Origin of the sequence: Clostridium gasigenes (genome assembly GCF_017348895.1) — a bacterium.
GTDB classification, from domain to species: domain Bacteria; phylum Bacillota; class Clostridia; order Clostridiales; family Clostridiaceae; genus Clostridium; species Clostridium gasigenes.
The window spans coordinates 3,774,885-3,796,793 of sequence record NZ_CP071376.1 but is presented as its reverse complement, the minus strand read 5'-3'; the positions used below and the strand labels follow the sequence as shown (position 1 = coordinate 3,796,793).

The window sequence follows — 21,909 nt, the reverse complement described above, 5'->3', positions numbered from 1 at the left end:
ATTTATAATATCAGATATAATTTTAAAATACAATGAAAATAAGGACTAATGGATAAATATAGTATATAATTTTTATTATTATAAAAAATGATACAGATACTAAAAATTACTTAAAAAGGGGCGTTAAGAGAAAATGTTTGATATAAAAGTTTTTGATGGAATGACAGTAGAAAGTAAATTAGATAATATGCTTATTATGTTAGAAGGTCTTATACAAGATGAAAAAGATGATTTAACTAATGTTTGTAATGCAACAGCTTTAATTAATGCATTAATAGGAAGAATAAATTGGTGTGGATTTTATCTAATGAAAAATAATGAATTAGTACTTGGACCATTTCAAGGAATGCCAGCTTGTACTAGAATAGAAATTGGGAAAGGAATATGTGGAGAGGCAGCTTCAAAAAGAAAAACAATGTTAGTTAAAGATGTTCATGAATTTTCAGGTCATATAGCCTGCGATGCAGCATCAAACTCTGAAATAGTAATTCCTATAGTTAAAAATGAAAAACTATATGGTGTATTAGATTTAGATAGTGAAGAATTTAATAGATTTACGAAAGTAGAACAGGATTATTTAGAAAAATCAATGAAAATCCTTAATAAATACATTAATTGGGAAAATATAACTTATTAAAAATTAACTTAATTGAGGGAGTGCTAATATGAGAAAAATTTACAAATGTTTTCCAAAGGGAAGATAATCAAGTTTGTTTTATTTAGAGGCAAAAATAAATAATAATAAAAAAATATCCCTAAATCCTTATAGGACTTAGGGATATTTAAAATTTAAGTGATATTAGTAATTAATACCAGCTGGTTTTATATTGTTTTTATCTCCTTGACTACATGGAGTAACTCCATAAGTCATATTACAATGTGGGCATTTATCTACTAATTTTTCCATAGTAAATGTTTTTCCACATGAACAATCAATTTCATGATAAGTTCTTAAAGCTAAATCAGCTTTACCCTTACCTCTTACTAAATCTACTACACCTGTACCATCATTACCTAATGTTGAACATCCACAACTCATATGTAGAACCTCCTAAATTTATTTATTATAAAAAGTATATATCATATGCACATAAAATACAATGGTAAAATTAAGGTCAAGAGTTAAAGTGAAATTTTAGGTTTTTCCATAAAATATATTTACAATATTATATAGGTATGGGTATAGTAAATATAATAAATTAGCCATCTGAAAAAATAGCAATCAAAAGTAGAGTATATGTTTATTGGTTGCTTTTTTGAAGAGGTATTTAAGTTGTAAGGAGTTTTATAGTGGATAAAGATTTAGTAAGTGCAATAGAATTAGCTAAGGACTTAGGGTTATATTTAAAGATAGTTAATTCAATGAAGTCATTTGAAAATTATAATAGTTTTTTCAATATATTTTCTCAAACTGAAGAAGCTTGTAGGAGAATAGTAGTTTTAACTCCATATAAAGAGTTAGAAGAAGTTGATGAAGAGAATGCGGATAAACCAATAATAACTAATAAAATTATTGATGGGAATTTATGGTTAGAAGAATATCATTTAACAACAAGTCTTAAGAATATTTGTATTGAGAATATAGTGGTGTCAAAGTCTTTGGTAAAAGAATTATTTAATAAATAATGCAAAAAAAAACACACAAATAGGGGCGTTATATTGGTCTATTATTTTTTAAGAATATGCCTAAATAAAGGGAGGGTATATGGGGATGAAAAGAAAAAGAACATTATATTTAGGATTAATTATTATAGTAATGATTCTAGGGATTTGTTCAAGAAAATATGGAGGTTATTTACCAGGAATTATAAGTGAATATTCAGGCGATATACTATGGGCATTAATGGTTTATTTAGGATTTGGATTTTTATTTAGTAAAAGTCCAATAAGATACATTGCATTAATATCTTTAATATTTTCTTGGGGAATAGAAATATCCCAGCTGTATCAAGGAAAATTGATAAATGTAATTAGACAAACTACCTTAGGAGCATTAGTTTTAGGGCGGGGATTTCTATTTAGTGATTTAGTGTGTTACACAATCGGAATTTTAATTGGAGTATCATTTGAATATTTCTATTTTTACAGTATTTCAAAGAAGTCTAATGGAGTTGTAAAATAAAAGGTGATGGTTAGTTTACAGGTTAATAGAACTCTATTATAGAAGGCATTTTTAAATAAATATAATTATGAATGGGTGTACAGATTAATTGTATACTCATTTATTTTTCATTGAAACTGCTAAAATGTAGGTTGATATTGAGAAAAGTATGTTATAAAATGGTATTTATAGTGGCGATTTATATGATTCACAATGGAAAGTTCTTAGATGTTTTGAACTAATAAAATGGTGTAAGTTAGAATGAATTATATTAACAAGTATTATGGGAGGGTCTATTATGGAGTGGAAAGAAGGAGAATATAAAATAAGCAATGATAAATCATTATTATCAGTTGAGGAAATATGTGGATTATTATCTAAAAGTTATTGGGCAAGTAAAAGACCTAGGGAAGTTATTGAAAAGTCTATTGAAAATTCAATATGTTATGGAGTATATCATATTGAAAAACAAATAGGTTATGGAAGAATTATTACGGATTATGCAACAACATATTATATTTGTGATGTAATATTGGATGAAAAACATAGAGGTAAAGGGTTAGGTAAAAAGCTTATAGAATGTATGATAGAATTTGATGAGGTTTGTAGTGGTTTTGGAATGTTAGCAACTAAAGATGCTCATGGACTTTATGAGCAATATGGATTTAAAAAAGAGGGAAATAGATTTATGAGTAGATGACCTAGTATAGGGTAATTAGTACTATGAAAGTGAGCCAAGAGATTGTCAATTGGAGTATTTATTATAATAGATAGTTCATAAATTATAGCTGCAAAAATTTAATATATTATAAATGAGCAGGTGGTATTAAATTTACTACCTGCTTTAATATTATAAAGAACTGATAATTATAGATGCAAAAGTTATTTAAAATGATTGATGTTCTCCAATTACAATACATTTAGAATCTTGCCCGTGGCCAATTTGATTAGTTTTAGCTATCGGAAGATTAGGATATTCTATTATATTAGTTATTAGTTCTATAATATCAGGAGTATACTTTTCTCTTTCCATTTCAGTAAAGCTGCCAAGTAATATTCCTTTAACTTTTTTAAAGACCCCTAATTGTTTGTATTGAGTTAAGTATGTTGTCATTTTACCTACATCACCACCTAGACTTTCAAGGAAAAGAATTTTATCTTGAAAATCTGGCATATATTCTGTTCCAGCTAGTTTTAAAACACAACGAATATTACCGCCAACAACTACACCCTCCATTGAAGTTCCCTGTACCCACGTATATTCAAAGTTATATAAATCTTTTTTATTTTCAATAAGACTTTTAGTAAAATCCTGAAGCTGTTTTTCTTCACAATTACCAACTAGGTTTCTTAAATGATAATTATATGTTTTTAAACCTGTTTTTGCATATATACCATTTAATAATACTGATAAATCACTATAACCAAAGAATGGTTTAAAGTTAGTTTTTATGATATTAAAATCTAAGTAGTCTAAAACACTATTAGCTAAATCTCCACCAGAAACATCAAATATTGCTTTAACATTTGGATTAATAAAAAGATTCATTAATTCATTAGCTCTTTCTTTTGCAGAACCATTAAAAATAGAATGTTTTTTATATAATGTTTTCGCGTATAAGACATTTATATTAATAGAAGAAAGTTTTTCTTCTAAATAATCAATTTTTCTAGAGGACTCTTCTGATAAACCATTAGAGCAAGCAATTATTCCTATTGTATCTTCAAATTTTAATAATGAATTCATATATTTAACCGTCCTTTTTAATTTCAGATTATGTTGTAGTATAATATTATACTACATACTGTCCTTAGTTTTTTTGAAAGCCTGTGTTGAATGTTTATTTATATGCTGATTATAACATTGATCTGTTATTTTTTCATGATCCTAAATATCTTGATATAAATATTAACAAAAACAATATAGTGAGCATAGATATATTTATATGAATTATAAAAGAGGAGTAATAGGATTATGTATGATAAAGTAAAGCTGGATTATACTTATGATGGATTAGAACCATATATTGATGCAAAAACAGTTGAAATACATTATACAAAGCATCTTCAAACTTATGTAAATAATTTAAATAACTTATTAAAGGGATATGAGGATTTTACAGATGGGAAAACATTAGAACAAATATTAAGACACCCGAAAAAAATTCCATGTAAAATTAGGACAGGGGTAATAAATCAAGGGGGTGGAGTATCTAATCATAACTTTTATTTTACAATACTATCTCCTAATGCTAAAATAAAACCAGAAGGAAAATTACTAGATAATATTAATAAATGTTTTGGTAGTTTTGATGAATTAAAGGAAGAGGTCAGTAGAGTTACAATTGCTCAGTTTGGTTCAGGTTATGGGTGGCTTGTAATTAATAGAAAAGGAAAATTAGAAATTATAAGTACACAAAATCAAGATACACCAATAAGTATTGGTATGATACCTCTATTAACTATAGATGTTTGGGAGCATGCATATTATTTAAAATATAAAAATTTAAGGGCAGATTATGTGAAAAATATTTGGAACCTAATAGATTGGTCAAAAATTGAAAAAATTTATTATAAGTCAATGGGAAAATAGGCTATAATAAGTATAAATACTTTAAAAGATTAAGAGGAGGACTAACATATGGTTACAAAGAAACAACTTAAAGAAGATATAATAACTTATGATGTTATAAAGTCTGTTGATGAAGATGGGAAAATAATTGAGTATGTTGAGGTCACCTTAGATGATCGTATTATAGATGTGTATATGGATACAAGTGAAGTTAATGTAGGTCTTATAATTAACAGAATTATAGAAGATAATCTTTATGTAGATTAATTTTTATTAATATATTAAATTTTTATTTACAATAATTACATTGATAAAGTATAATGAATATGTTTCATTATATAAAATAACTTAGATAAAAAGGAGAACATATGAGAGCAGTATATAGAAATCCTAAGGAATTAGCAAGTAAACTTAAGGACACCATAGATGATTATTTTGATGATGTGTTAAGTTATGAAAAATTAGAGCAAAAGATTACATTAATTATAAAGGCTAATGGCGATAGAATTTATAAAGATGGTAATATGCCAGCAAAATTATCTATTGTATTAGGTGCTGAAAGAATAGAAGTAATAGATAAAATTGCAAAAAATATTGAATAAATATTGAAGGTGAATTTAGTAGATTGATACTAGATTCACTTCTTTTTTTGAAGTCTATATAGATATAGCTTTGTAAAAATTGACAAAAAATGGAAAAATAATTCTAGAAATAGATACAAATGAAAATAGGATAGGAGAATTTTTATGAAAAATGAAAATATGTTAGCAACTGCGCCTATAGGGAAGTTGCTTATAAAATATTCAATTCCGGCAATAATAGGAATGATTGTAAATGCACTTTATAATGTAGTAGATAGAATGTTTATAGGGCACCTTCCAGAGGTTGGATCTTTAGCAATAACTGGGGTAGGATTAACTATGCCAATAATGACTATTATATTAGCCTTTGGAATGCTTATTGGAATCGGAGCTGCAAGTAATATATCGATAAAACTTGGTCAGGGAAAACGGAAAGAGGCAGAAAAAATAATAGGAAATGTTATTACCCTTTCACTGATTATAGGAGTAACACTAAGTATTTTAGGTATAATATTTGGAAACAATATTTTAAACCTATTTGGTGCAAGTGAAAATACATTATATTATGCTAAGTCTTATATTTATATAATATTAGGGGGAACAACTTTTAGTATTTTAGCATTTGCTTTAAATAATACAATTAGAGTAGATGGTAATCCAAGGCTTGCAGCTACTATAATGGTGGTTGGATGTTTAACTAATATTATATTAGATGCAGTATTTATATTTAAATTTAATTTAGGAATTCAAGGAGCTGCACTTGCTACAGTAATATCTCAAATAATTACTACTGTGTGGGCACTTGAATATTACATTTCGGGCAAATCGAACTTAAAGTTTAGAAAATCAAGCTTGAAGTTAGATAAAAAGCTAATTGGAGTAATATTCGCAATAGGATTATCACCTTTTATGATGCAAATTGCAGCAAGTTTAGTGCAAGTTATAGCAAATAATTCATTAAAGGTTTATGGTGGAGATTTAGCAATTGGCGCAATGGCAACTATTTCTTCAGTAAATTTATTATTTCTAATGCCTGTGTTTGGAATAGATCAGGGTTCGCAACCTATAATTGGGTTTAACTATGGGGCAAAACAATATGACAGAGCACATAAAGCGGTTAAGCTTTCAATGATGGCGGCAACAGCCATCTTAACAGTGTCTGCAATAGTAATTCAAATATTCCCAGAAGCTATAATTGGAATGTTTAATAAAGATCCAGAGCTAATGAGTATATCAACAAGAGGTGTTAGAATATATCTTCTTATGTTACCAATTATAGGTATAGCTATATCTGGTTCAGATTATATTTTGGCTATTGGTAAAGCAAAACTTGCAATGGCATTAAGCATACTTAGACAAATAATAGTACTTATACCTATTATGATTATTTTACCTAAGTTTTTAGGGTTAGATGGGGTTTGGATAGCACAACCTATATCAGATATTATTGCGACAATAATAACAGCTTTAATAGTAATAAGAGAAATGAGATCAATAAAGAAGCTTGATAAAAATGAAGATGAAATAGCTTATAGTAGAATTGAAAGCGACTAAGGGAAAAGAACTATCAAAATTTCTAATTTCAGAGATTTTGATAGTTCTTATTTTTATAAAACATTAAAAAATAATTATGTAGTTTGTAGTATATTAATTAGAAGAAAAATTGAAATAAACTGAGTAATCTAAATAATCAGAATAATTAAAATAAAGCGTTGCAATTGGGATATAATAGTAATATTATTAATATATTACATTAAACTTCATAAATACAAAAGTTGTACTGGAGTTTAAAATATTAAAAAAAAGGGGATATTAAAATGGCGAGAAGAGCTTTTAAAAAAATGAAAAAGACAGTTGCAATTTTGACAGTTACAAGTATGCTTATGGGAATTACTATTACTGTTATGCCATCTATGAATGCAAGTGCAATGGAAGTGGCAGTACAGAACAAACGTAATGTAATGTATTACGGAGATTGGTCGATATGGGGTGGAGAAAATAATTTTTATCCAAAAGACATACCAGCAGATCAATTAACTCATTTAAATTTAGCATTTTTAGATTTTAATGCAAGTGGAGATTTGATTTTCTGTGACAAGGATGCAAATATTGGAGCTCCAGTTGGAATGCCAAGCGTTCAATGGGGTGGAGCTAATGCAGGTATTATAAATGCATTGCAAGATTTAAGGGCAGAAAATCCAAATATGAAAATAGGTACATCTATTGGAGGTTGGTCAAAATCAGGAGATTTCTCCACAGTAACAGCTGATCCTACAATTAGAGCTAAATTTGTTGAAAACGTTATGAAATTTGTTGAATATACTAATATGGATTTTGTAGATATAGATTGGGAATACCCAGGTGATGCTCGTCAACCAGATAAGGTTGATAATAAAAATGATGAAGGTACACCAAATGCAACAGCAGCAGATAAAGAAAACTATATTAAGTTACTGCAAGATTTAAGAACAGCTTTAGATAAACAAGGAAAAAGACTTGGAAAACCTTATGAATTATCAGTTGCATTACCAGTTTCTAAAAAGAAATTAGACTTGGGTATTGATATTAATAAGTTGTTTAGCATTGTAGATTTTGCAAACATAATGACTTATGACATGTATGGTGGATGGAATGAGAATAGTGGACATCATGCGGCTTTATATCCTAATCCTAATGATCCAAGTAAGGGTGAAGGATTATCAGTTGATGAAAGTATAGATTATATAATAAGCAAAGGTGCTAAAAAAGAAAAAATAGTTGTTGGCGCAGCTTATTATACAAGGGGATGGGAAAAGGTTGCAGCAGGACCAGACAAAAATAATCCTGGACTGTATGGAAAAGCAGAAAAAATTAATAAAAATGCAGATGGGACGCTTACCACAGGAGGAAAAAATCAAGCTCCAATTAAACTTGGTGATGGCGGACGTGCTGGAGGAGTTTGGGCTTATAGTGGATTAGAAAAATTAAAAGGTGCATATTCAGGACTTAAAGAATATTGGGATGATACAGCGAAAGCTCCATATCTTTATAATGAAAAAACAGGAGCGTTTTTCACTTACGATAATATAAGATCAATCGGAGAAAAAACTAAATATGTTAATGATAATAACCTAGGTGGAATGATTGGTTGGATGGCATCACAAGATAAATCAACAACTTCTACAAAGCGTGATGAATTAACAAAGGCGAGTAAAATAGGACTTTATGGACAAGCTAATTTACCAGATAATAAAATAGTATACACTGATTTAGACATAAGCTGTAGTATAAAAACATCTAAAGATGACTGGGCAAAGGGTGGTAAATACGAAATAACAATTAAAAACAATGAAAAATTAGAAGAATCAGGAGATACATTAAGAGGTGTTGAAAATGCAGCCGAAACTATTAAAACTCCTAAGTTCTACATCAAAAATACTAGTGGGACACTTACAGCGGGAAATAACTTGGCAGGTAAAGTTACTCAAGAAGGTATATATACAGTAGTTGATATTAGTGGTGTTTATGAAGGGGCAGTTATAGAACCAGGAAAATCATATACATTTGTATTAAACACAACAAATGCGAAGCCAATGGATACTGATATTAGTAGCATTGAATTAGCACAGCATATTTATAAAGGTGGAACTGAGTTAAACAGGCAATTAATAAAATAGGGGGTTATTTTTAGAATAACTTAAAAGTATTTAGGGTGAAAAAATTTTTTATTAGAATTTTTCCATCCTATTTTATTTATATTTATGAAATAGGTCTATTTTACTAGACATGAAAATAAAAAAAGGGATATAATATAATTTGTGTTTAAATAGAAGAAGAGGTGACGTTTTTTGGAAAAAGATATAAATAAAATGCAAGAAGATATAGTAAATGCAGATATGAAACAAGCTGATAAAATATGGAAAGTCATGGAGGGAAATTTATCTTTAGAATACCACCTAGATAGAATGACTAAGGATGAATTAGTTAAGGTGGCTGCACAATATAAAGTAAAAGGAATAACTTCTTTAAAAAAGGCTGATGCAGTAATAAAGGTTAAAAATTCTATTATTGAAAAAATAGATATTACATTAGATCTTTTAAATGACGAAGGTTTTAGCTATTTACAAAATTTGATTAATGGAAACTGTATTGAAAGTTGTGAAACTAATGAGTTAATTAATACAACCTATCTTAGAAATAGGGGAATATTATTTACAGGGATTATAGATGAAAACTTAAAAGTAATATTACCTATAGAAGTAAGTGAACTAATAAAAATTAAGTTAACTAAGGAATTAAAAGAAAATACTTTAAGAAATACTGAAATAGTAAAGTTATTTGCAGGAATGGTTTATTATTATGGAGTTTTAACAATTGATAAATTTATAGAATTAGCAGAATCTACATTAGAATATGATATTGACTATGAAAGAGTTGAAATGATTATAAATAATGGAGAAGAACTTGGATTTGATTATCAAATTGAAGGTAATATGGCAGTTCATATAGATGTAGAAGAAGTTTCAGAAATAATAGAGGCTCAAGAGAATAATTGTGAAATTGGTTATTATAAATTTGATAAGAAGGCACTTATAAAGGCTGCGAAACCAGATTTTATTGAAGAAAATAAACAAGCCTTAAAACTTGAAAAAGTAATTGGAGAATTATTTGTAATTGATAAAAAAATACTTAAAGAGGAAATAGAAAGTTATTCAATAGCTATAAAAAATGAAGAACCATTAGATGCTTGTATTGATGTGTATTTACGAGCCTATCAAATAGAGGCTGATGAAGAAAGAAATATATTTTCGGAAGAGTTAACTAAGCTTGCAAATTCAGTTAGAAGATGGAGCTATAAAGGATATAGTCAAACGGAGATAGATAATAAAAAGAAAACAGTAGTAGTAGAAGTTAAAGTAGGAAGAAATGATGTTTGTATTTGTGGAAGCGGGAAGAAATATAAGAAATGTTGTGGAAGATAATTTAATTATAAATAAAAGGATAACTTTAAAAAGTTATCCTTTTATTTGCAATATAATATTAGTGAGAGAATATTATAAAATATAGAAATTATACTGTGGTTAAAAATATAACATACAATTTATGTTTATAAAAAAAATAGCCATAAATAGCTTTAAATATATAGTTAAATTAATGAGATAGCAATAGATAATGGATTAAAAGTAAAAAATTGTAGTTAAATAAATGACTAACATTGAGTAAGTGGAAATATTATGATAAAATTTAAGTAAGACTATAATAGTAAGTATAAAATTTAGAGTTTTAGTCGGAACTTTAGATAAAATAGGAGGGGTTTTTATGATAAGTAATATTCTTAGTAATGTGAAAATTTCAACTAGAAATTTTAAACTTATGGATAATACAATTCAAAGTATTTCTGAAGATAAGAGAGAGACAGTTTCAATGAATTGTAATATTGATAAAATGAATTATGAAGAAGTATTAAAAAATATTAAAGAGTATGCTCTAGTAGATAATAAAGGAATAGAGTTATATTCTAAATATGAATCAAAGAGATTTAAGAGCATAGTTATTAAAGCTTTTAGTATTAATCCAAATTTAAATGGTTATGGAGTAATAGCAGAGGCTAAAAGAGAAGAACTAGAACTTGGTTTAAAAGTGATTAAAAGATTATTTAAAGATGTTGAAGTTAAATTTGCCATTGATGGAACAGATAAAAAAATCACACCTATAGCTTCAGGTCTAGGACAAGTTATAAAGGTTAACAAAACTTTAGACCTATATGACGAAAAGTTGCAGATTAAAGGGTTTGGTAAAGATGTGAGTACTGAAGATATATTAATAGAAGATTTATTTACTTTAATTTATCTTGGAAAAGCATTTAAAGATGGAGATTTAAACAAGGAAGTTTATTTAACTATTTATGGTGGAGCTGTAGAAGGAAACAAAGTTGTTTCTGTAAATTCAGGTACATCACTTAATGATATTTTTGTTTATTTAAATGGAGATAAGGAATCACTTAAGAAGGTAATTATTGGGGGAGCACTAAATGGACAAGGACAATATAATCTAGATGGTGCTGTAAACAATTCTATGAGGGGAATACTCTTTTTAACAGAAAAAGAGTCGCCATCAGAGGATGATATGAGCTGTATTAGATGTTCAAAATGCTTAAGAGTTTGTCCTGAAGGATTAAATCCTATAAAACTTAAAGAACTTTGGAATAGAAACGAAAAGGATGAGTTTTTAAAATTTGGTGGAGAGAAGTGTATTGAATGTGGATTATGCAGTTATGTATGCCCTTCAAATATAGAAATTATCCAAGCTATAAGAACAGGAAAAGTTTTCATAAATAAATAACGAAGGAATAGGAGTGAAGATAGTGGAAAACAAAACGCTTCATATATCACCAATGCCTCATGTTAAAAGAGGGTTAGGTGTAAATAAAATAATGCTAGATATTATAATAGCATTAATTCCAGCTGTATGTGCAGGTATATACTTTTATAAGGGAGATGCAGCAAAAATATTACTAGCTACAGTTTTAGCTAGTTTAGTTGCAGAAGCACTATGGAATAAATTTGTTAAAAAGACAAACTGGATAACAGATTTAAGTCCAATAGTATCAGGTATTATTTTAGGTCTTATAATGCCAACTTATGTTCCTTTATGGATACCAATAGTTGGAGCAATTTTTGCAACAATAGTAGTTAAACAGTTTTTTGGAGGTCTTGGTCAAAATTTTATGAATCCAGAAGCTGCTACAAAAGCATTTTTAATAACTTCATGGGCTGCTGTAATGGCAAAACCAGTAGTTGATTCAACAACTGCTGCATCAGGAGCTATTGAAAAGACTTTAACATTATGGAACCAAATATTAGGACAAGCATCAGGAAGCATCGGTGAAGTATCAATATTAGCATTACTAATAGGTGGAGTATATTTACTAGTTAGAGGTGTTATTAGCTTTAGAGCACCAGCAACATTTATAGTTGCTTCATTTATTATGAATTCAGTACTTGGTAAAGAAGGATTATTAACGGGAGCATTCTTCCTTGCGGCCATATTTATGGCAACAGATTACGCTACAACACCAATGACTAAGAGTGGACAATACTTATTTGGTTTAGTGGCTGGAATTTGTGCAAGTATTATAGCAGTGCTTGGATACAACCCAGATGGACCATATTATGCAATTATAATAATTAACTTATTCACTCCGTTAATAGAGTACTATACAAGTAAAAGAGTGAAAATTAAGAAGGAGGCTGCTTAAGATGAAAGAAAATTTCAAACTAGGAAGAACCCTTCTAATAATAACAGCAATTGCAGGGGTATTACTTGGTTTTGCAAATAACTTAACTAAGGATGCTATTTTAGAAAATGCTAAAATGAATAAAGAAGATTTAAAGGCTGTATTGTCACAAGCTGAATCAGTTCAGGATATAGAATTCACTAAAACCGAAGCAGTTAAAGAAGTTTATAAAGCTGTAAATGGTAATGAGGTTGTAGGCCATGTACTAAAGGTTACAAGCAAAGGATTCCATGGACCAGTAGATTTCCTAATTGGAATATCAACAGATAATAAGGTTTCTGGAATTAGAGTATTATCACATGCTGAAACACCGGGTCTTGGATCTAAAATAGCAGAAGTGAAATTTACATCAAGATTTACAGCTAAACCAATAGCAGAAGATTTAGAAGTAGTAAAGGTAACTCCTAATAAGGATAATGAAGTAGAAGCTATATCGGGAGCTACAACTTCAAGTAAAGCAACTGTAACAGCCGTAAATGATGCTATTAGATTCTATAAAGAAAATATAAAAGGTGAAGAAGTAGAATCTAAGAAAGAAACAGATGCAGATACAGCTGCTACAGGAAGCTAAACTAAAGAAAGTTAGGAGGAAATAAAATGAATAAGTTAATAGAAAGAATTAAAAATGGAGTAGTTACAGAAAATCCAATATTTGTTCAAGTTTTAGCTATGTGTCCTACTTTGGCAGTTACAACAAATGCTAAAAATGCATTAGGAATGGGACTTGCTGCAACAATAGTACTTATATTTTCTAATATGATTATTTCAGCATTAAGAAAGTTTATACCAGAGCAGATTAGAATACCAGCATACATTGTTATTATTGCATCTTTTGTTACAATAATAGAAATGTTAATGAATGGATATGTACCAAGTCTTTATAAGTCGTTAGGTATATTTATTCCATTAATAGTTGTTAACTGTGTTATTTTAGGCAGAGCAGAAGCTTATGCTTCAAAGAATTCAGTGTTACCATCAATATTTGATGGAATAGGAATGGGTCTTGGATTTACAGTGGCATTGGTTGTAATTGGAACATTTAGAGAGATTTTAGGAGCAGGAACAATTCTTGGATTCCAAGCAATGCCTCTAGGTTATAAACCGATATCAATTATGATTTTAGCACCTGGTGCATTCTTTACAATGGGTGGATTAATGGCACTATTAAATTATATTAATATTAAAAAAGCAGAAAAAACAGGGGAAGCACCAAAAAGATTAGAGCATAACTGTGGAAGTTGCTCAGGATGTGGAACTAGTGAATGTTCAGTAGAAGAATCAAATGAAAAAACTACAATAGAAATAAAGAAAAATTAGGAGGGTAACTATGGAACTGTTTATAATTTTTATAGGAGCGATGTTAGTTAATAATTTTGTTCTTTCAAAATTCTTAGGAATATGTTCATTTCTTGGAGTATCCAAAAAGAAGGATGCAGCTTTTGGAATGGGACTTGCTGTTACCTTTGTAATGATATTATCTTCAGTAATGACCTGGCTTGTATATAATGGAATACTTGTACCGTTAGGTCTAGAATATTTAAATACTATAGCAAGTGTACTCGTAATTGCAGCTTTAGTACAATTTGTTGAAATGGCAATGAAGAAACTTTCACCAAGCTTACATAAAGCGCTTGGGATATTTTTACCATTAATAACAACTAACTGTGCTGTTTTAGGAATGACTGTATTAAATGTACAAGAAGGTTATAACTTTATAGAATCAGTAGTTAATGCAATTGGGGGAGCATCGGGATATATGCTTTCTATAGTGTTATTAGCATTTATAAGAGAAAAAATAGATTATAATGAAAATATACCAAAGGTTTTAAGAGGGTTACCAATTACATTATTCACAGCAGCATTAATGTCAATTGCCTTTTTAGGATTCCAAGGATTAATTCACTAGGAGGGATTTTGCATGAATATATTATTTGCAGCATTAAGTTTAGGAGTTCTAGGATTGATTTTTGGAATTTTGCTTGGATTTGCTTCAAAGAAATTTGAAGTTAAAGTTAACCCAAAGATACCTATGATAAGAGAAATACTACCAGGTGCGAACTGTGGTGGTTGTGGATATGCAGGGTGTGATGCTTATGCAGAAGCTGTAATAGAAGGTGGAGCAAAACTAAACCTTTGTTCAGTTGGTGGAGCTAAGACTACAGGAGATATTGGAGAAGTTTTAGGTGTTACTGTAGAAAATGGAATAAAACTTACTGCATTTGTTAAATGTAATGGAAGCTGTAGTGTAGCAAAACAAAATTATACATTAGAAGGTGTCTCAGACTGTTTAACAGCTTCATTAATGGAAGATGGAGGGGCAAAAGCCTGCTCTTTTGGATGTTTAGGACTTGCAACTTGTGTTGGTGTTTGCGAATTCGACGCTATACATATAGTTGATGGAATTGCAAAAGTAGATTACCAAAAGTGTACTAACTGTGGAGCGTGTATAAATATTTGTCCTAAAGGGCTAATAGAAGCTGTACCGGCAGATAACAAAGTAAGGGTTGAATGTAATAACTCTGAAATTGGAAAGCATGTAAAGCAAAACTGCTCAGTAGCTTGCATAGGATGTAAAATATGTGAAAGAAACTGTCCATCGGATGCAGTACGTGTTACAGGATTCTTAGCTAAAGTAGATTATCATAAGTGTACTAGCTGCGAAGTATGTACTACTAAATGTCCAACTGGAGCAATAAAGAATATATTTAAGTAAGGCATTTCTAAATAAATAATAAGTCAAGATGACTAAATAGCTAACAGCAATGCTGTTAGCTATTTTTCTTCAATGTTTTATAACGTTTTCAGAAAAGAAACATATAATATTATATAAACACATTACATAGTGGAATTAATTTATTATTTTTACTAAAAAAGGAGGTAATTTTATGGCCACTAATGTATTATTTTGTTTAGGATTATTAATTATAGCAATTGGGATAATGTTGTTTTTTAGAAAGAAAAAATTATATAGGGATGGAATACGAACTATTGGAAAAGTAATAGAAATTGAAACTTACACATATTTAAACCAAGGACCGGAGTTTAATAATGTATATTATATAGGAATTACACCCATTATAGAGGTTGAGGATAGTGATAAAAAGATAAGAGTTGCATATAATTCTATAGATGATTACTCAAACCTTTCGAAAGGTGATGAGGTTGAAGTTATATATCCAAAAGGTAAAGTTGAAGAGTTGTTAATTTGTAATGAAAAAGAATTATATAAAGGGCCTTTATCAGTAGGATTAGTAGGCTTATCAATTATAATATTAGCATTAATATTAATATTAGTGTAAAAATATAGTAAGGCATTTGAAAAAATAGGATAGCATATTTGCTTGTTATTTTTTCAAATGCCTTATTTCAAATTATTTAATAATTGAATCAATAGTATGTATAAGTAAAAGAACATTTGTTAAAACTAAAGTTATTTACTGATGCTATTTAGATTCGATTTTTTATACTAACAATATTATTTTGAAAAAAAATTTCCAAATAAGTTATTGACAACATGTTTTGATTATAGTATATTTTGAGTATCAAAGTATTCAATTATCGAAATATTTTTGTGTGCTAATTGAAATTTCGACAAAATTCTATTATTATAGAAGTACTAGAACTTAAGAACAACTTAAGAAGAGATGTGGGAGTGAATATTCATGAAGAAGACACAAAAGGTATTAAATGAATTGTTGGTACAAATATTCGATGATATTGTGCAAATAGAAGAAAAAACATTAAAACATGGAGCTTTATCTGATTTATCAGTTACAGAAATGCATACGTTAGAAGCTATAGGTATGTACACTCAAAGAACTATGAGTGAAGTAGCACAAGATTTAAAAATTACAGTAGGAACTTTGACAACAGCTATTAATAAGCTTATAAAAAAAGATTATGTTTCAAGAAAGAGAATAGAAGAAGATAGACGAGTAGTTTTAGTAGAACTTACTAAAAGGGGAAAACTTGCATATAGACTACATGAAAAATTTCATAATGATATGATAACAGCCACTATTGATGGGTTAAGTGAAAGTGAGGAAGACGTTTTAATCTCATCACTAGAGAAATTGAATATTTTCTTTAAAGCAAAAAATGAATTGATTAAGTAAGTAAGGGAGCGGAAAGAAAATAGATAAGAATTTAATTAGTTATTTTTTGAAGCTCCTCATAAGGAGAGATATATGAAAGAAATAGTAATTAGTGGAATTGGCGCATATGCACCTTCTAATATTGTAACAAATGAAGATCTAAGTGCCATAGTTGATACTAGTGACGAATGGATTGTTGATAGAACTGGTATAAAAGAAAGAAGAATATCAACTGGTGAGGATACATCAAATATTGCAACTAAAGCTGCAATATTAGCAATTGAAAGATCGGGAGTGCAAAAAGAAGATTTAGAACTAATAATAGTTGCAACAATAACTCCTGATATGTGTACACCATCAGTTGCGTGTATGGTTCAAAAAGAATTAGGCGCTAAAGGGGCAACTGCCTTTGATATAAATGCAGCTTGCTCTGGATTTATATATGCTATTCAAATAGCAGAATCTATGATGAAAATTCATGGTTTCAAGAATGCTCTAATTATAGGGGCAGAAACTTTATCTAAAATAATAGATTGGAAGGACAGAGGGACTTGTGTTCTATTTGGAGATGGAGGGGGAGCCGTAGTGCTTACAGAAAGTAACACTAAAGGAATTATTAATACCTTTAGTAAATCTGATGGAAGCAAATATGAAAGTTTAGTAGCTGGGGCTTTTGATGTTGAAAATCCATATGCTTTAAATGTAGTTAAAAGAAACAATAAGGTGCAAATGAAGGGTGGAGAAGTATTTAAGTTCGCAACTGCAGCTATAGTAGAGGCAGTTAAAGAAGTTTTATTAAATACAGATTGCAACCTAGAGGATGTTAAATATATAGTACCTCATCAAGCGAATTTAAGAATAATTGATTATGCAGCTAAGAAGTTAAATGTAGATAAAGAAAAATTTTATGTTAACTTAGATAGATTTGGAAATACTTCTTCAGCTTCTATTCCAATTGCATTAAATGAAATGTATGAAAAAGGTATGCTAAAAGCTAAGGATAAAATAGTGTTAGTTGGATTCGGTGGGGGATTAACCTTTGGGTCTGTATTAATAGAGTGGAAATAATAATAAAATATAATATTAGGAGGAATACAAAATGGTATTTGATAGAATTAAAAAGGTAGTATGTGAACAATTAGGGGTTTCAGAAGAGGATGTTAAATTAGAAACAACTTTCGAAGCATTAGGAGCAGATTCATTAGATCTTTTCCAAGTGGTAATAGAACTTGAAGAGGAATTTGATATTCAATTAGAAGATGCAGAAAATATGAAGAGCATACAAGATGCTGTAACATATGTAAACTCAAAAATAGCATAAGGCATTTTAAAAAAAGCCTAAGACCAAAAGATAAGTCAGATATTTTTATCTGACTTATTAAATAGGAGGAATTTTTATGAAGAAGACCAGGATTACAGAATTATTAAACATAGAATATCCGATTTTTCAAGGTGGAATGGCTTGGATTGCAGATGCATCTTTAGCAGCAGCTACAAGTGAAGCGGGTGGTCTTGGGATAATAACTGGAGCCGCTCCTACCCAGTGGGTTAGAGATGAAATAAGAAAAGCGAAAATTTTAACCAGTAAACCTTTTGGAGTAAATATTATGCTTATGTCAGAAAATGCAGATGAGATAGCAAAATTAGTCTGCGAAGAAGATGTTAAAGTGGTTACAACTGGAGCTGGAAGCCCCGGTAAGTATATGGAAATGTGGAAAGCTAAAGGAATAAAAGTTATACCTGTAGTTGCCTCAGTTGCACTTGCTAGAAGAATGGAAAGATCAGGCGCTGATGCAGTTATTGCAGAAGGAACAGAATCCGGTGGGCATGTTGGGCAATTGACAACAATGACATTAGTTCCACAAGTTGTAGATGCATGTAGCATACCAGTTATTGCAGCAGGTGGAATTGCGGATGGAAGAGGTGTTGCGGCATCATTTATGTTAGGAGCTGAAGGCGTTCAACTTGGAACAAGGTTTCTCGTGACTAAAGAATGCACTGTACACCAAAATTATAAAGATAAAGTTATAAAAGCTAAAGATATAGATACAGATGTAACTGGAAGAGGTACAGGTCATCCAGTTAGAGTACTTAGAAATAAACTTTCAAGAGAATTTTTGAAAGCAGAAAAAGAAGGGGCATCAGCAGAAGAGCTTGAAGAATTAGCAAAAGGATCACTTCCAAAAGCTGCAAGAGATGGCGATGTTCAAATGGGATCAGTTATGGCAGGTCAAAGTTCAGGATTAGTAGTAAAAGAAGAAACTTGCAAAGAACTTATATTAGAAATTTTTGAAGAAGCGCAAAAAACTATTGATAAGTTTGGAGGATTAAATGGATAAAAAAATTGCATTTCTTTTCTCAGGACAAGGAGCTCAATATCTATCTATGGGAAAAGAACTTTATGATAATATACCAGAATGTAGGGAAGTATTTAATAAGGGAGAAAAAATATTAGATTTGCCAATTAAGGATATAATATTTAATGGACCGGAAGAAATACTAACTCAAACTGAAAATACTCAACCAGCTATTCTATTAACATCATTAGCTTGTTTAAAAGCTCTTGAGATTAATGGAATAGAAGGCGATTGCGCTGCAGGATTATCACTTGGTGAATATACAGCTTTAATTTATGGGGAAGCTTTATCTTTTGAAGATGGGGTTAAGCTTATAAAAGAAAGAGGAAGAATAATGGGGTCATCATTACCTAAAGGGTTAGGTGGAATGGCAGCAGTACTTAAGTTAGATGAAGAAAATATAAAATTATTATTAGAAAAAGCAGGGGAATTTGGAATTATAGAAGGTGCTAATTTTAATTGTCCAGGGCAAGTTGTTGTTGCTGGAGAAATGGAAGCAATAAAAAAAGCCGTGAAAATAGCAAAGGAACTAGGGGGTATGGCAATACCTTTAAAAGTAAGTGGGCCGTTCCATAGTTCTTTATTGGAACCGGCAAGCTTTGAGTTTTTTGAAACTTTAAAATTGTTAGAATTTAAGCCTCTTAAAAAATTAATTTATTCTAATGTAAAAGGAACCCCTTACGAAGAAAATGACGATGTTAAAACTCTACTTAGAAAACAAATGATGTCTTCAGTTTTATTTGAGAAGACAATAAGAGATATGATAGATAGAGGAATTAACACTTTTATAGAAATTGGACCTGGAAAAGCCCTTAGAGGGTTTGTTAAAAAGATAGATAAAAATGCAAAAGTATTAAACGTTGAAGATTTAAATTCTTTAGAAGCTACAATAAAGGCTATTAAAGAAGAAAATTAGGAGGTTTTTATGTTAAAAGGAAAATGTGCAGTAGTAACAGGTGCAGCAAGAGGCATAGGCAGATCTATAGCTTTAAAATATGCAAAACTTGGAGCAAATTTAGTTATAAATTATAGAAGCAGTGAAGAAGAAGCTATTTCTTTGGAAAAGGAATTAAAAGAACTTGGAGTAGAAGTTTTAGTAGTTAAAGCAGATATTAGTAATTTTAATGATGCAAATAATTTAATACTTATGGCTAAAGAAAGATTTGGCTCAGTAGATATATTAGTTAATAATGCAGGTATTACTAAAGATGGTTTAGTTATGAGAATGAAAGAAGAAGATTTTGATAGGGTAATAGAGGTAAATTTAAAAGGCGTATTTAACTGTATAAGAGCAGTTACCCCAATTATGATTAAACAAAAATCTGGTAAAGTCATAAATATGGCATCGGTAGTTGGAATAACAGGAAATGCTGGTCAATTAAATTATTGCGCTGCAAAGGCTGGAGTTATAGGAATGACAAAATCACTTGCAAGAGAGCTTGGAAGTCGTGGAATAAATGTAAATGCAATAGCACCAGGATTTATTCAAACTGATATGACAAATGAACTTGGAGAAAAAGCAAAAGATGCAGCAATGGCAAACATTCCGCTTAAAAGATTTGGAAATGTATCAGATGTTGCGGAATTAGCAGCATTTTTAGCTAGTGAATCTGCAAGTTATATTACTGGTCAAATTATAAGCGTTGATGGTGGAATGTCAATGTAATGGAGGGAAAACAATGAATAGAAGAGTTGTAATAACTGGAATGGGAGCAGTAACTCCTATTGGTAATGATGTAGAAAGTTTCTGGAATAATTCAAAAATCGGAAAACTTGGAATAGATTTTATAAAATCAATTGATACAGACAATTTAGAAGTTAAAATTGCAGGGGAATTAAAAGAATTTGACCCTGAAACTGTTTTAGGGAAAAAAGAAGTAAAAAGATTAGATAAGTTTTCTCAATATGCAGTAGTTGCAGCGCAAGAAGCTGTAACTAATTCAGGATTAGATTTAGATAAAATAGATAAAGATAGATTTGGGGTTTTTGTAGGATCAGGAATTGGTGGTTTTACAACAGAAGAAAATGGATTTAGGACATTATTTGATAAAGGTGGAAAGAGAGTTTCTCCATTATTCATACCTATGGTTATAATTAATTTAGCAGCAGGAAATGTAGCTATAAGATTTGGGGCTAGAGGAGTTTGTACTTCAGTAGTTACTGCCTGTGCAACAGGAACTAATAATATAGGTGATGCTTTTAGAAGTATCAAACATGGATATAGCGATATTGTACTTGCAGGTGGAACTGAAGCACCTATTACAGCTATGGCAATATCAGGATTTAATAGTATGAGAGCTCTAAATTCATCAAATGATCCAAAAAGAGCATCAATACCTTTTGATAAAGAGAGATCAGGATTTGTTATGGGGGAAGGTTCAGGAATTTTAGTTATGGAAAGCTTAGAACATGCAGAAGCTAGAGGTGCAAATATATTAGCTGAAATAGTAGGATATGGGTCAACTTGTGATGCTTATCATATAACTTCACCAGATCCAGAAGGAAAAGGTGCAAGTAGGTCTATGGAAGATGCAATAAAAGAAGCTGGAATAAGTGAAAATCAAGTTTCATATATTAATGCACATGGAACATCAACTCCTTATAATGATAAGTTTGAAACAATTGCAATTAAAAAGGTATTTGGAGATCAAGCTTATAAAATACCAATATCTTCAACAAAATCAATGACAGGTCATCTTTTAGGTGCAGCTGGTGCAGTTGAAAGTATAGTTTGTATTAAGGCTCTTCAAGAAGGGTTTGTTCCTCCAACTATAGGATATGAAGTATGCGATGAAGGCTTAGATTTAGACTACGTACCAAATGTAGGAAGAGATGCAAAAGTAGAATATGCTTTAACTAATTCTTTAGGATTTGGTGGTCATAATGCATCTTTAGTATTTAAAAAATGGTAGTATTTTAGGAGGAAAA

At 29.9% G+C, this 21,909-nt stretch carries 26 protein-coding genes; 24 read left to right on the top strand and 2 right to left on the bottom strand.

Features of this window, described 5'->3' with window-relative positions:
* Nucleotides 1–133: 133 nt before the first annotated feature.
* A complete protein-coding gene (locus tag J1C67_RS17805; RefSeq protein WP_167865472.1) occupies nucleotides 134–637 on the top strand; it encodes a GAF domain-containing protein in 504 nt (167 codons plus the stop codon).
* A gap of 162 nt (nucleotides 638–799) precedes the next feature.
* On the opposite strand, the gene J1C67_RS17800 is transcribed toward J1C67_RS17805, so the two are convergent.
* Nucleotides 800–1,039: a hypothetical protein gene (locus J1C67_RS17800; protein ID WP_167865473.1), complete on the bottom strand. Its 240-nt coding sequence runs from the start codon at nucleotides 1,037–1,039 to the stop codon at nucleotides 800–802.
* Between the two features lie 251 nt (nucleotides 1,040–1,290).
* Here J1C67_RS17800 and J1C67_RS17795 point away from each other — a divergent pair, with 251 nt between their 5' ends.
* From J1C67_RS17795 to J1C67_RS17785, 3 genes are all read left to right on the top strand, one after another.
* A complete protein-coding gene (locus tag J1C67_RS17795) occupies nucleotides 1,291–1,626 on the top strand; it encodes a hypothetical protein (RefSeq protein ID WP_167865474.1) in 336 nt (111 codons plus the stop codon).
* Nucleotides 1,627–1,711: 85 nt separating this feature from the next.
* Nucleotides 1,712–2,122 carry a ribosomal maturation YjgA family protein gene (locus J1C67_RS17790; RefSeq protein WP_423738880.1) on the top strand — a complete coding sequence of 137 codons (411 nt, stop codon included), beginning with the start codon at nucleotides 1,712–1,714 and terminating at the stop codon, nucleotides 2,120–2,122.
* 277 nt (nucleotides 2,123–2,399) lie between these two features.
* On the top strand, nucleotides 2,400–2,801 hold the full coding sequence (locus J1C67_RS17785) for a GNAT family N-acetyltransferase (protein ID WP_167865476.1): 402 nt from the start codon (nucleotides 2,400–2,402) through the stop codon (nucleotides 2,799–2,801).
* 186 nt (nucleotides 2,802–2,987) lie between these two features.
* On the opposite strand, the gene J1C67_RS17780 is transcribed toward J1C67_RS17785, so the two are convergent.
* Nucleotides 2,988–3,848 (bottom strand): S66 family peptidase, encoded by an 861-nt coding sequence (locus J1C67_RS17780; protein ID WP_167865477.1) that lies wholly within the window; start codon nucleotides 3,846–3,848, stop codon nucleotides 2,988–2,990.
* Nucleotides 3,849–4,076: 228 nt separating this feature from the next.
* Between J1C67_RS17780 and J1C67_RS17775 the strand changes: the two genes are divergently transcribed.
* From J1C67_RS17775 to fabF, 20 genes are all read left to right on the top strand, one after another.
* The gene (locus J1C67_RS17775) at nucleotides 4,077–4,694 is read left to right on the top strand and encodes a superoxide dismutase (RefSeq protein WP_167865478.1); all 618 of its coding nucleotides are present in this window, start codon (nucleotides 4,077–4,079) and stop codon (nucleotides 4,692–4,694) included.
* Between the two features lie 48 nt (nucleotides 4,695–4,742).
* Nucleotides 4,743–4,940, top strand: coding sequence for a hypothetical protein (locus J1C67_RS17770; protein ID WP_089968150.1), 198 nt, complete (start codon nucleotides 4,743–4,745; stop codon nucleotides 4,938–4,940).
* Between the two features lie 101 nt (nucleotides 4,941–5,041).
* Nucleotides 5,042–5,275 carry a TIGR04540 family protein gene (locus J1C67_RS17765; protein WP_167865479.1) on the top strand — a complete coding sequence of 78 codons (234 nt, stop codon included), beginning with the start codon at nucleotides 5,042–5,044 and terminating at the stop codon, nucleotides 5,273–5,275.
* A 144-nt stretch (nucleotides 5,276–5,419) separates the two neighbouring features.
* Nucleotides 5,420–6,808, top strand: a complete 1,389-nt coding sequence (locus J1C67_RS17760; protein ID WP_167865480.1) for an MATE family efflux transporter — start codon at nucleotides 5,420–5,422, stop codon at nucleotides 6,806–6,808.
* Between the two features lie 263 nt (nucleotides 6,809–7,071).
* Nucleotides 7,072–8,910, top strand: coding sequence for a glycosyl hydrolase family 18 protein (locus tag J1C67_RS17755; protein ID WP_167865481.1), 1,839 nt, complete (start codon nucleotides 7,072–7,074; stop codon nucleotides 8,908–8,910).
* A 171-nt stretch (nucleotides 8,911–9,081) separates the two neighbouring features.
* Nucleotides 9,082–10,215: an SEC-C metal-binding domain-containing protein gene (locus J1C67_RS17750; protein ID WP_207253534.1), complete on the top strand. Its 1,134-nt coding sequence runs from the start codon at nucleotides 9,082–9,084 to the stop codon at nucleotides 10,213–10,215.
* A gap of 337 nt (nucleotides 10,216–10,552) precedes the next feature.
* Nucleotides 10,553–11,575, top strand: a complete 1,023-nt coding sequence (locus J1C67_RS17745; protein WP_167865482.1) for a 4Fe-4S dicluster domain-containing protein — start codon at nucleotides 10,553–10,555, stop codon at nucleotides 11,573–11,575.
* 22 nt (nucleotides 11,576–11,597) lie between these two features.
* Nucleotides 11,598–12,491, top strand: coding sequence for an RnfABCDGE type electron transport complex subunit D (locus tag J1C67_RS17740; protein WP_167865483.1), 894 nt, complete (start codon nucleotides 11,598–11,600; stop codon nucleotides 12,489–12,491).
* Between the two features lies 1 nt (nucleotide 12,492).
* Nucleotides 12,493–13,101, top strand: coding sequence for an RnfABCDGE type electron transport complex subunit G (locus tag J1C67_RS17735; RefSeq protein ID WP_089968124.1), 609 nt, complete (start codon nucleotides 12,493–12,495; stop codon nucleotides 13,099–13,101).
* A gap of 26 nt (nucleotides 13,102–13,127) precedes the next feature.
* Nucleotides 13,128–13,847, top strand: a complete 720-nt coding sequence (rsxE, locus tag J1C67_RS17730) for an electron transport complex subunit RsxE (RefSeq protein WP_167865484.1) — start codon at nucleotides 13,128–13,130, stop codon at nucleotides 13,845–13,847.
* A 10-nt stretch (nucleotides 13,848–13,857) separates the two neighbouring features.
* Nucleotides 13,858–14,436 (top strand): electron transport complex protein RnfA, encoded by a 579-nt coding sequence (locus J1C67_RS17725; RefSeq protein ID WP_089968118.1) that lies wholly within the window; start codon nucleotides 13,858–13,860, stop codon nucleotides 14,434–14,436.
* A 12-nt stretch (nucleotides 14,437–14,448) separates the two neighbouring features.
* Entirely contained in the window at nucleotides 14,449–15,243 is a 795-nt protein-coding gene (locus tag J1C67_RS17720) for an RnfABCDGE type electron transport complex subunit B (protein WP_089968115.1), read from the top strand.
* Nucleotides 15,244–15,415: 172 nt separating this feature from the next.
* A complete protein-coding gene (locus J1C67_RS17715; protein ID WP_167865485.1) occupies nucleotides 15,416–15,829 on the top strand; it encodes a hypothetical protein in 414 nt (137 codons plus the stop codon).
* Between the two features lie 363 nt (nucleotides 15,830–16,192).
* Entirely contained in the window at nucleotides 16,193–16,645 is a 453-nt protein-coding gene (locus J1C67_RS17710) for a MarR family winged helix-turn-helix transcriptional regulator (RefSeq protein WP_167865486.1), read from the top strand.
* 72 nt (nucleotides 16,646–16,717) lie between these two features.
* Nucleotides 16,718–17,692: a beta-ketoacyl-ACP synthase III gene (locus tag J1C67_RS17705; protein WP_167865487.1), complete on the top strand. Its 975-nt coding sequence runs from the start codon at nucleotides 16,718–16,720 to the stop codon at nucleotides 17,690–17,692.
* A gap of 31 nt (nucleotides 17,693–17,723) precedes the next feature.
* Nucleotides 17,724–17,945: an acyl carrier protein gene (locus J1C67_RS17700; protein ID WP_089968105.1), complete on the top strand. Its 222-nt coding sequence runs from the start codon at nucleotides 17,724–17,726 to the stop codon at nucleotides 17,943–17,945.
* Nucleotides 17,946–18,021: 76 nt separating this feature from the next.
* The gene (gene fabK / locus J1C67_RS17695; protein ID WP_089968102.1) at nucleotides 18,022–18,963 is read left to right on the top strand and encodes an enoyl-[acyl-carrier-protein] reductase FabK; all 942 of its coding nucleotides are present in this window, start codon (nucleotides 18,022–18,024) and stop codon (nucleotides 18,961–18,963) included.
* Complete coding sequence (gene fabD / locus J1C67_RS17690; RefSeq protein WP_167865488.1) at nucleotides 18,956–19,897, top strand: ACP S-malonyltransferase; 942 nt, start codon at nucleotides 18,956–18,958, stop codon at nucleotides 19,895–19,897. The genes fabK and fabD overlap by 8 nt, the downstream gene beginning before the upstream one ends.
* Nucleotides 19,898–19,906: 9 nt before the next feature.
* Nucleotides 19,907–20,647 (top strand): 3-oxoacyl-[acyl-carrier-protein] reductase, encoded by a 741-nt coding sequence (fabG, locus tag J1C67_RS17685; protein ID WP_167865489.1) that lies wholly within the window; start codon nucleotides 19,907–19,909, stop codon nucleotides 20,645–20,647.
* A 13-nt stretch (nucleotides 20,648–20,660) separates the two neighbouring features.
* Nucleotides 20,661–21,893 (top strand): beta-ketoacyl-ACP synthase II, encoded by a 1,233-nt coding sequence (gene fabF, locus J1C67_RS17680; protein ID WP_167865490.1) that lies wholly within the window; start codon nucleotides 20,661–20,663, stop codon nucleotides 21,891–21,893.
* The last annotated feature ends 16 nt before the right edge of the window (nucleotides 21,894–21,909 follow it).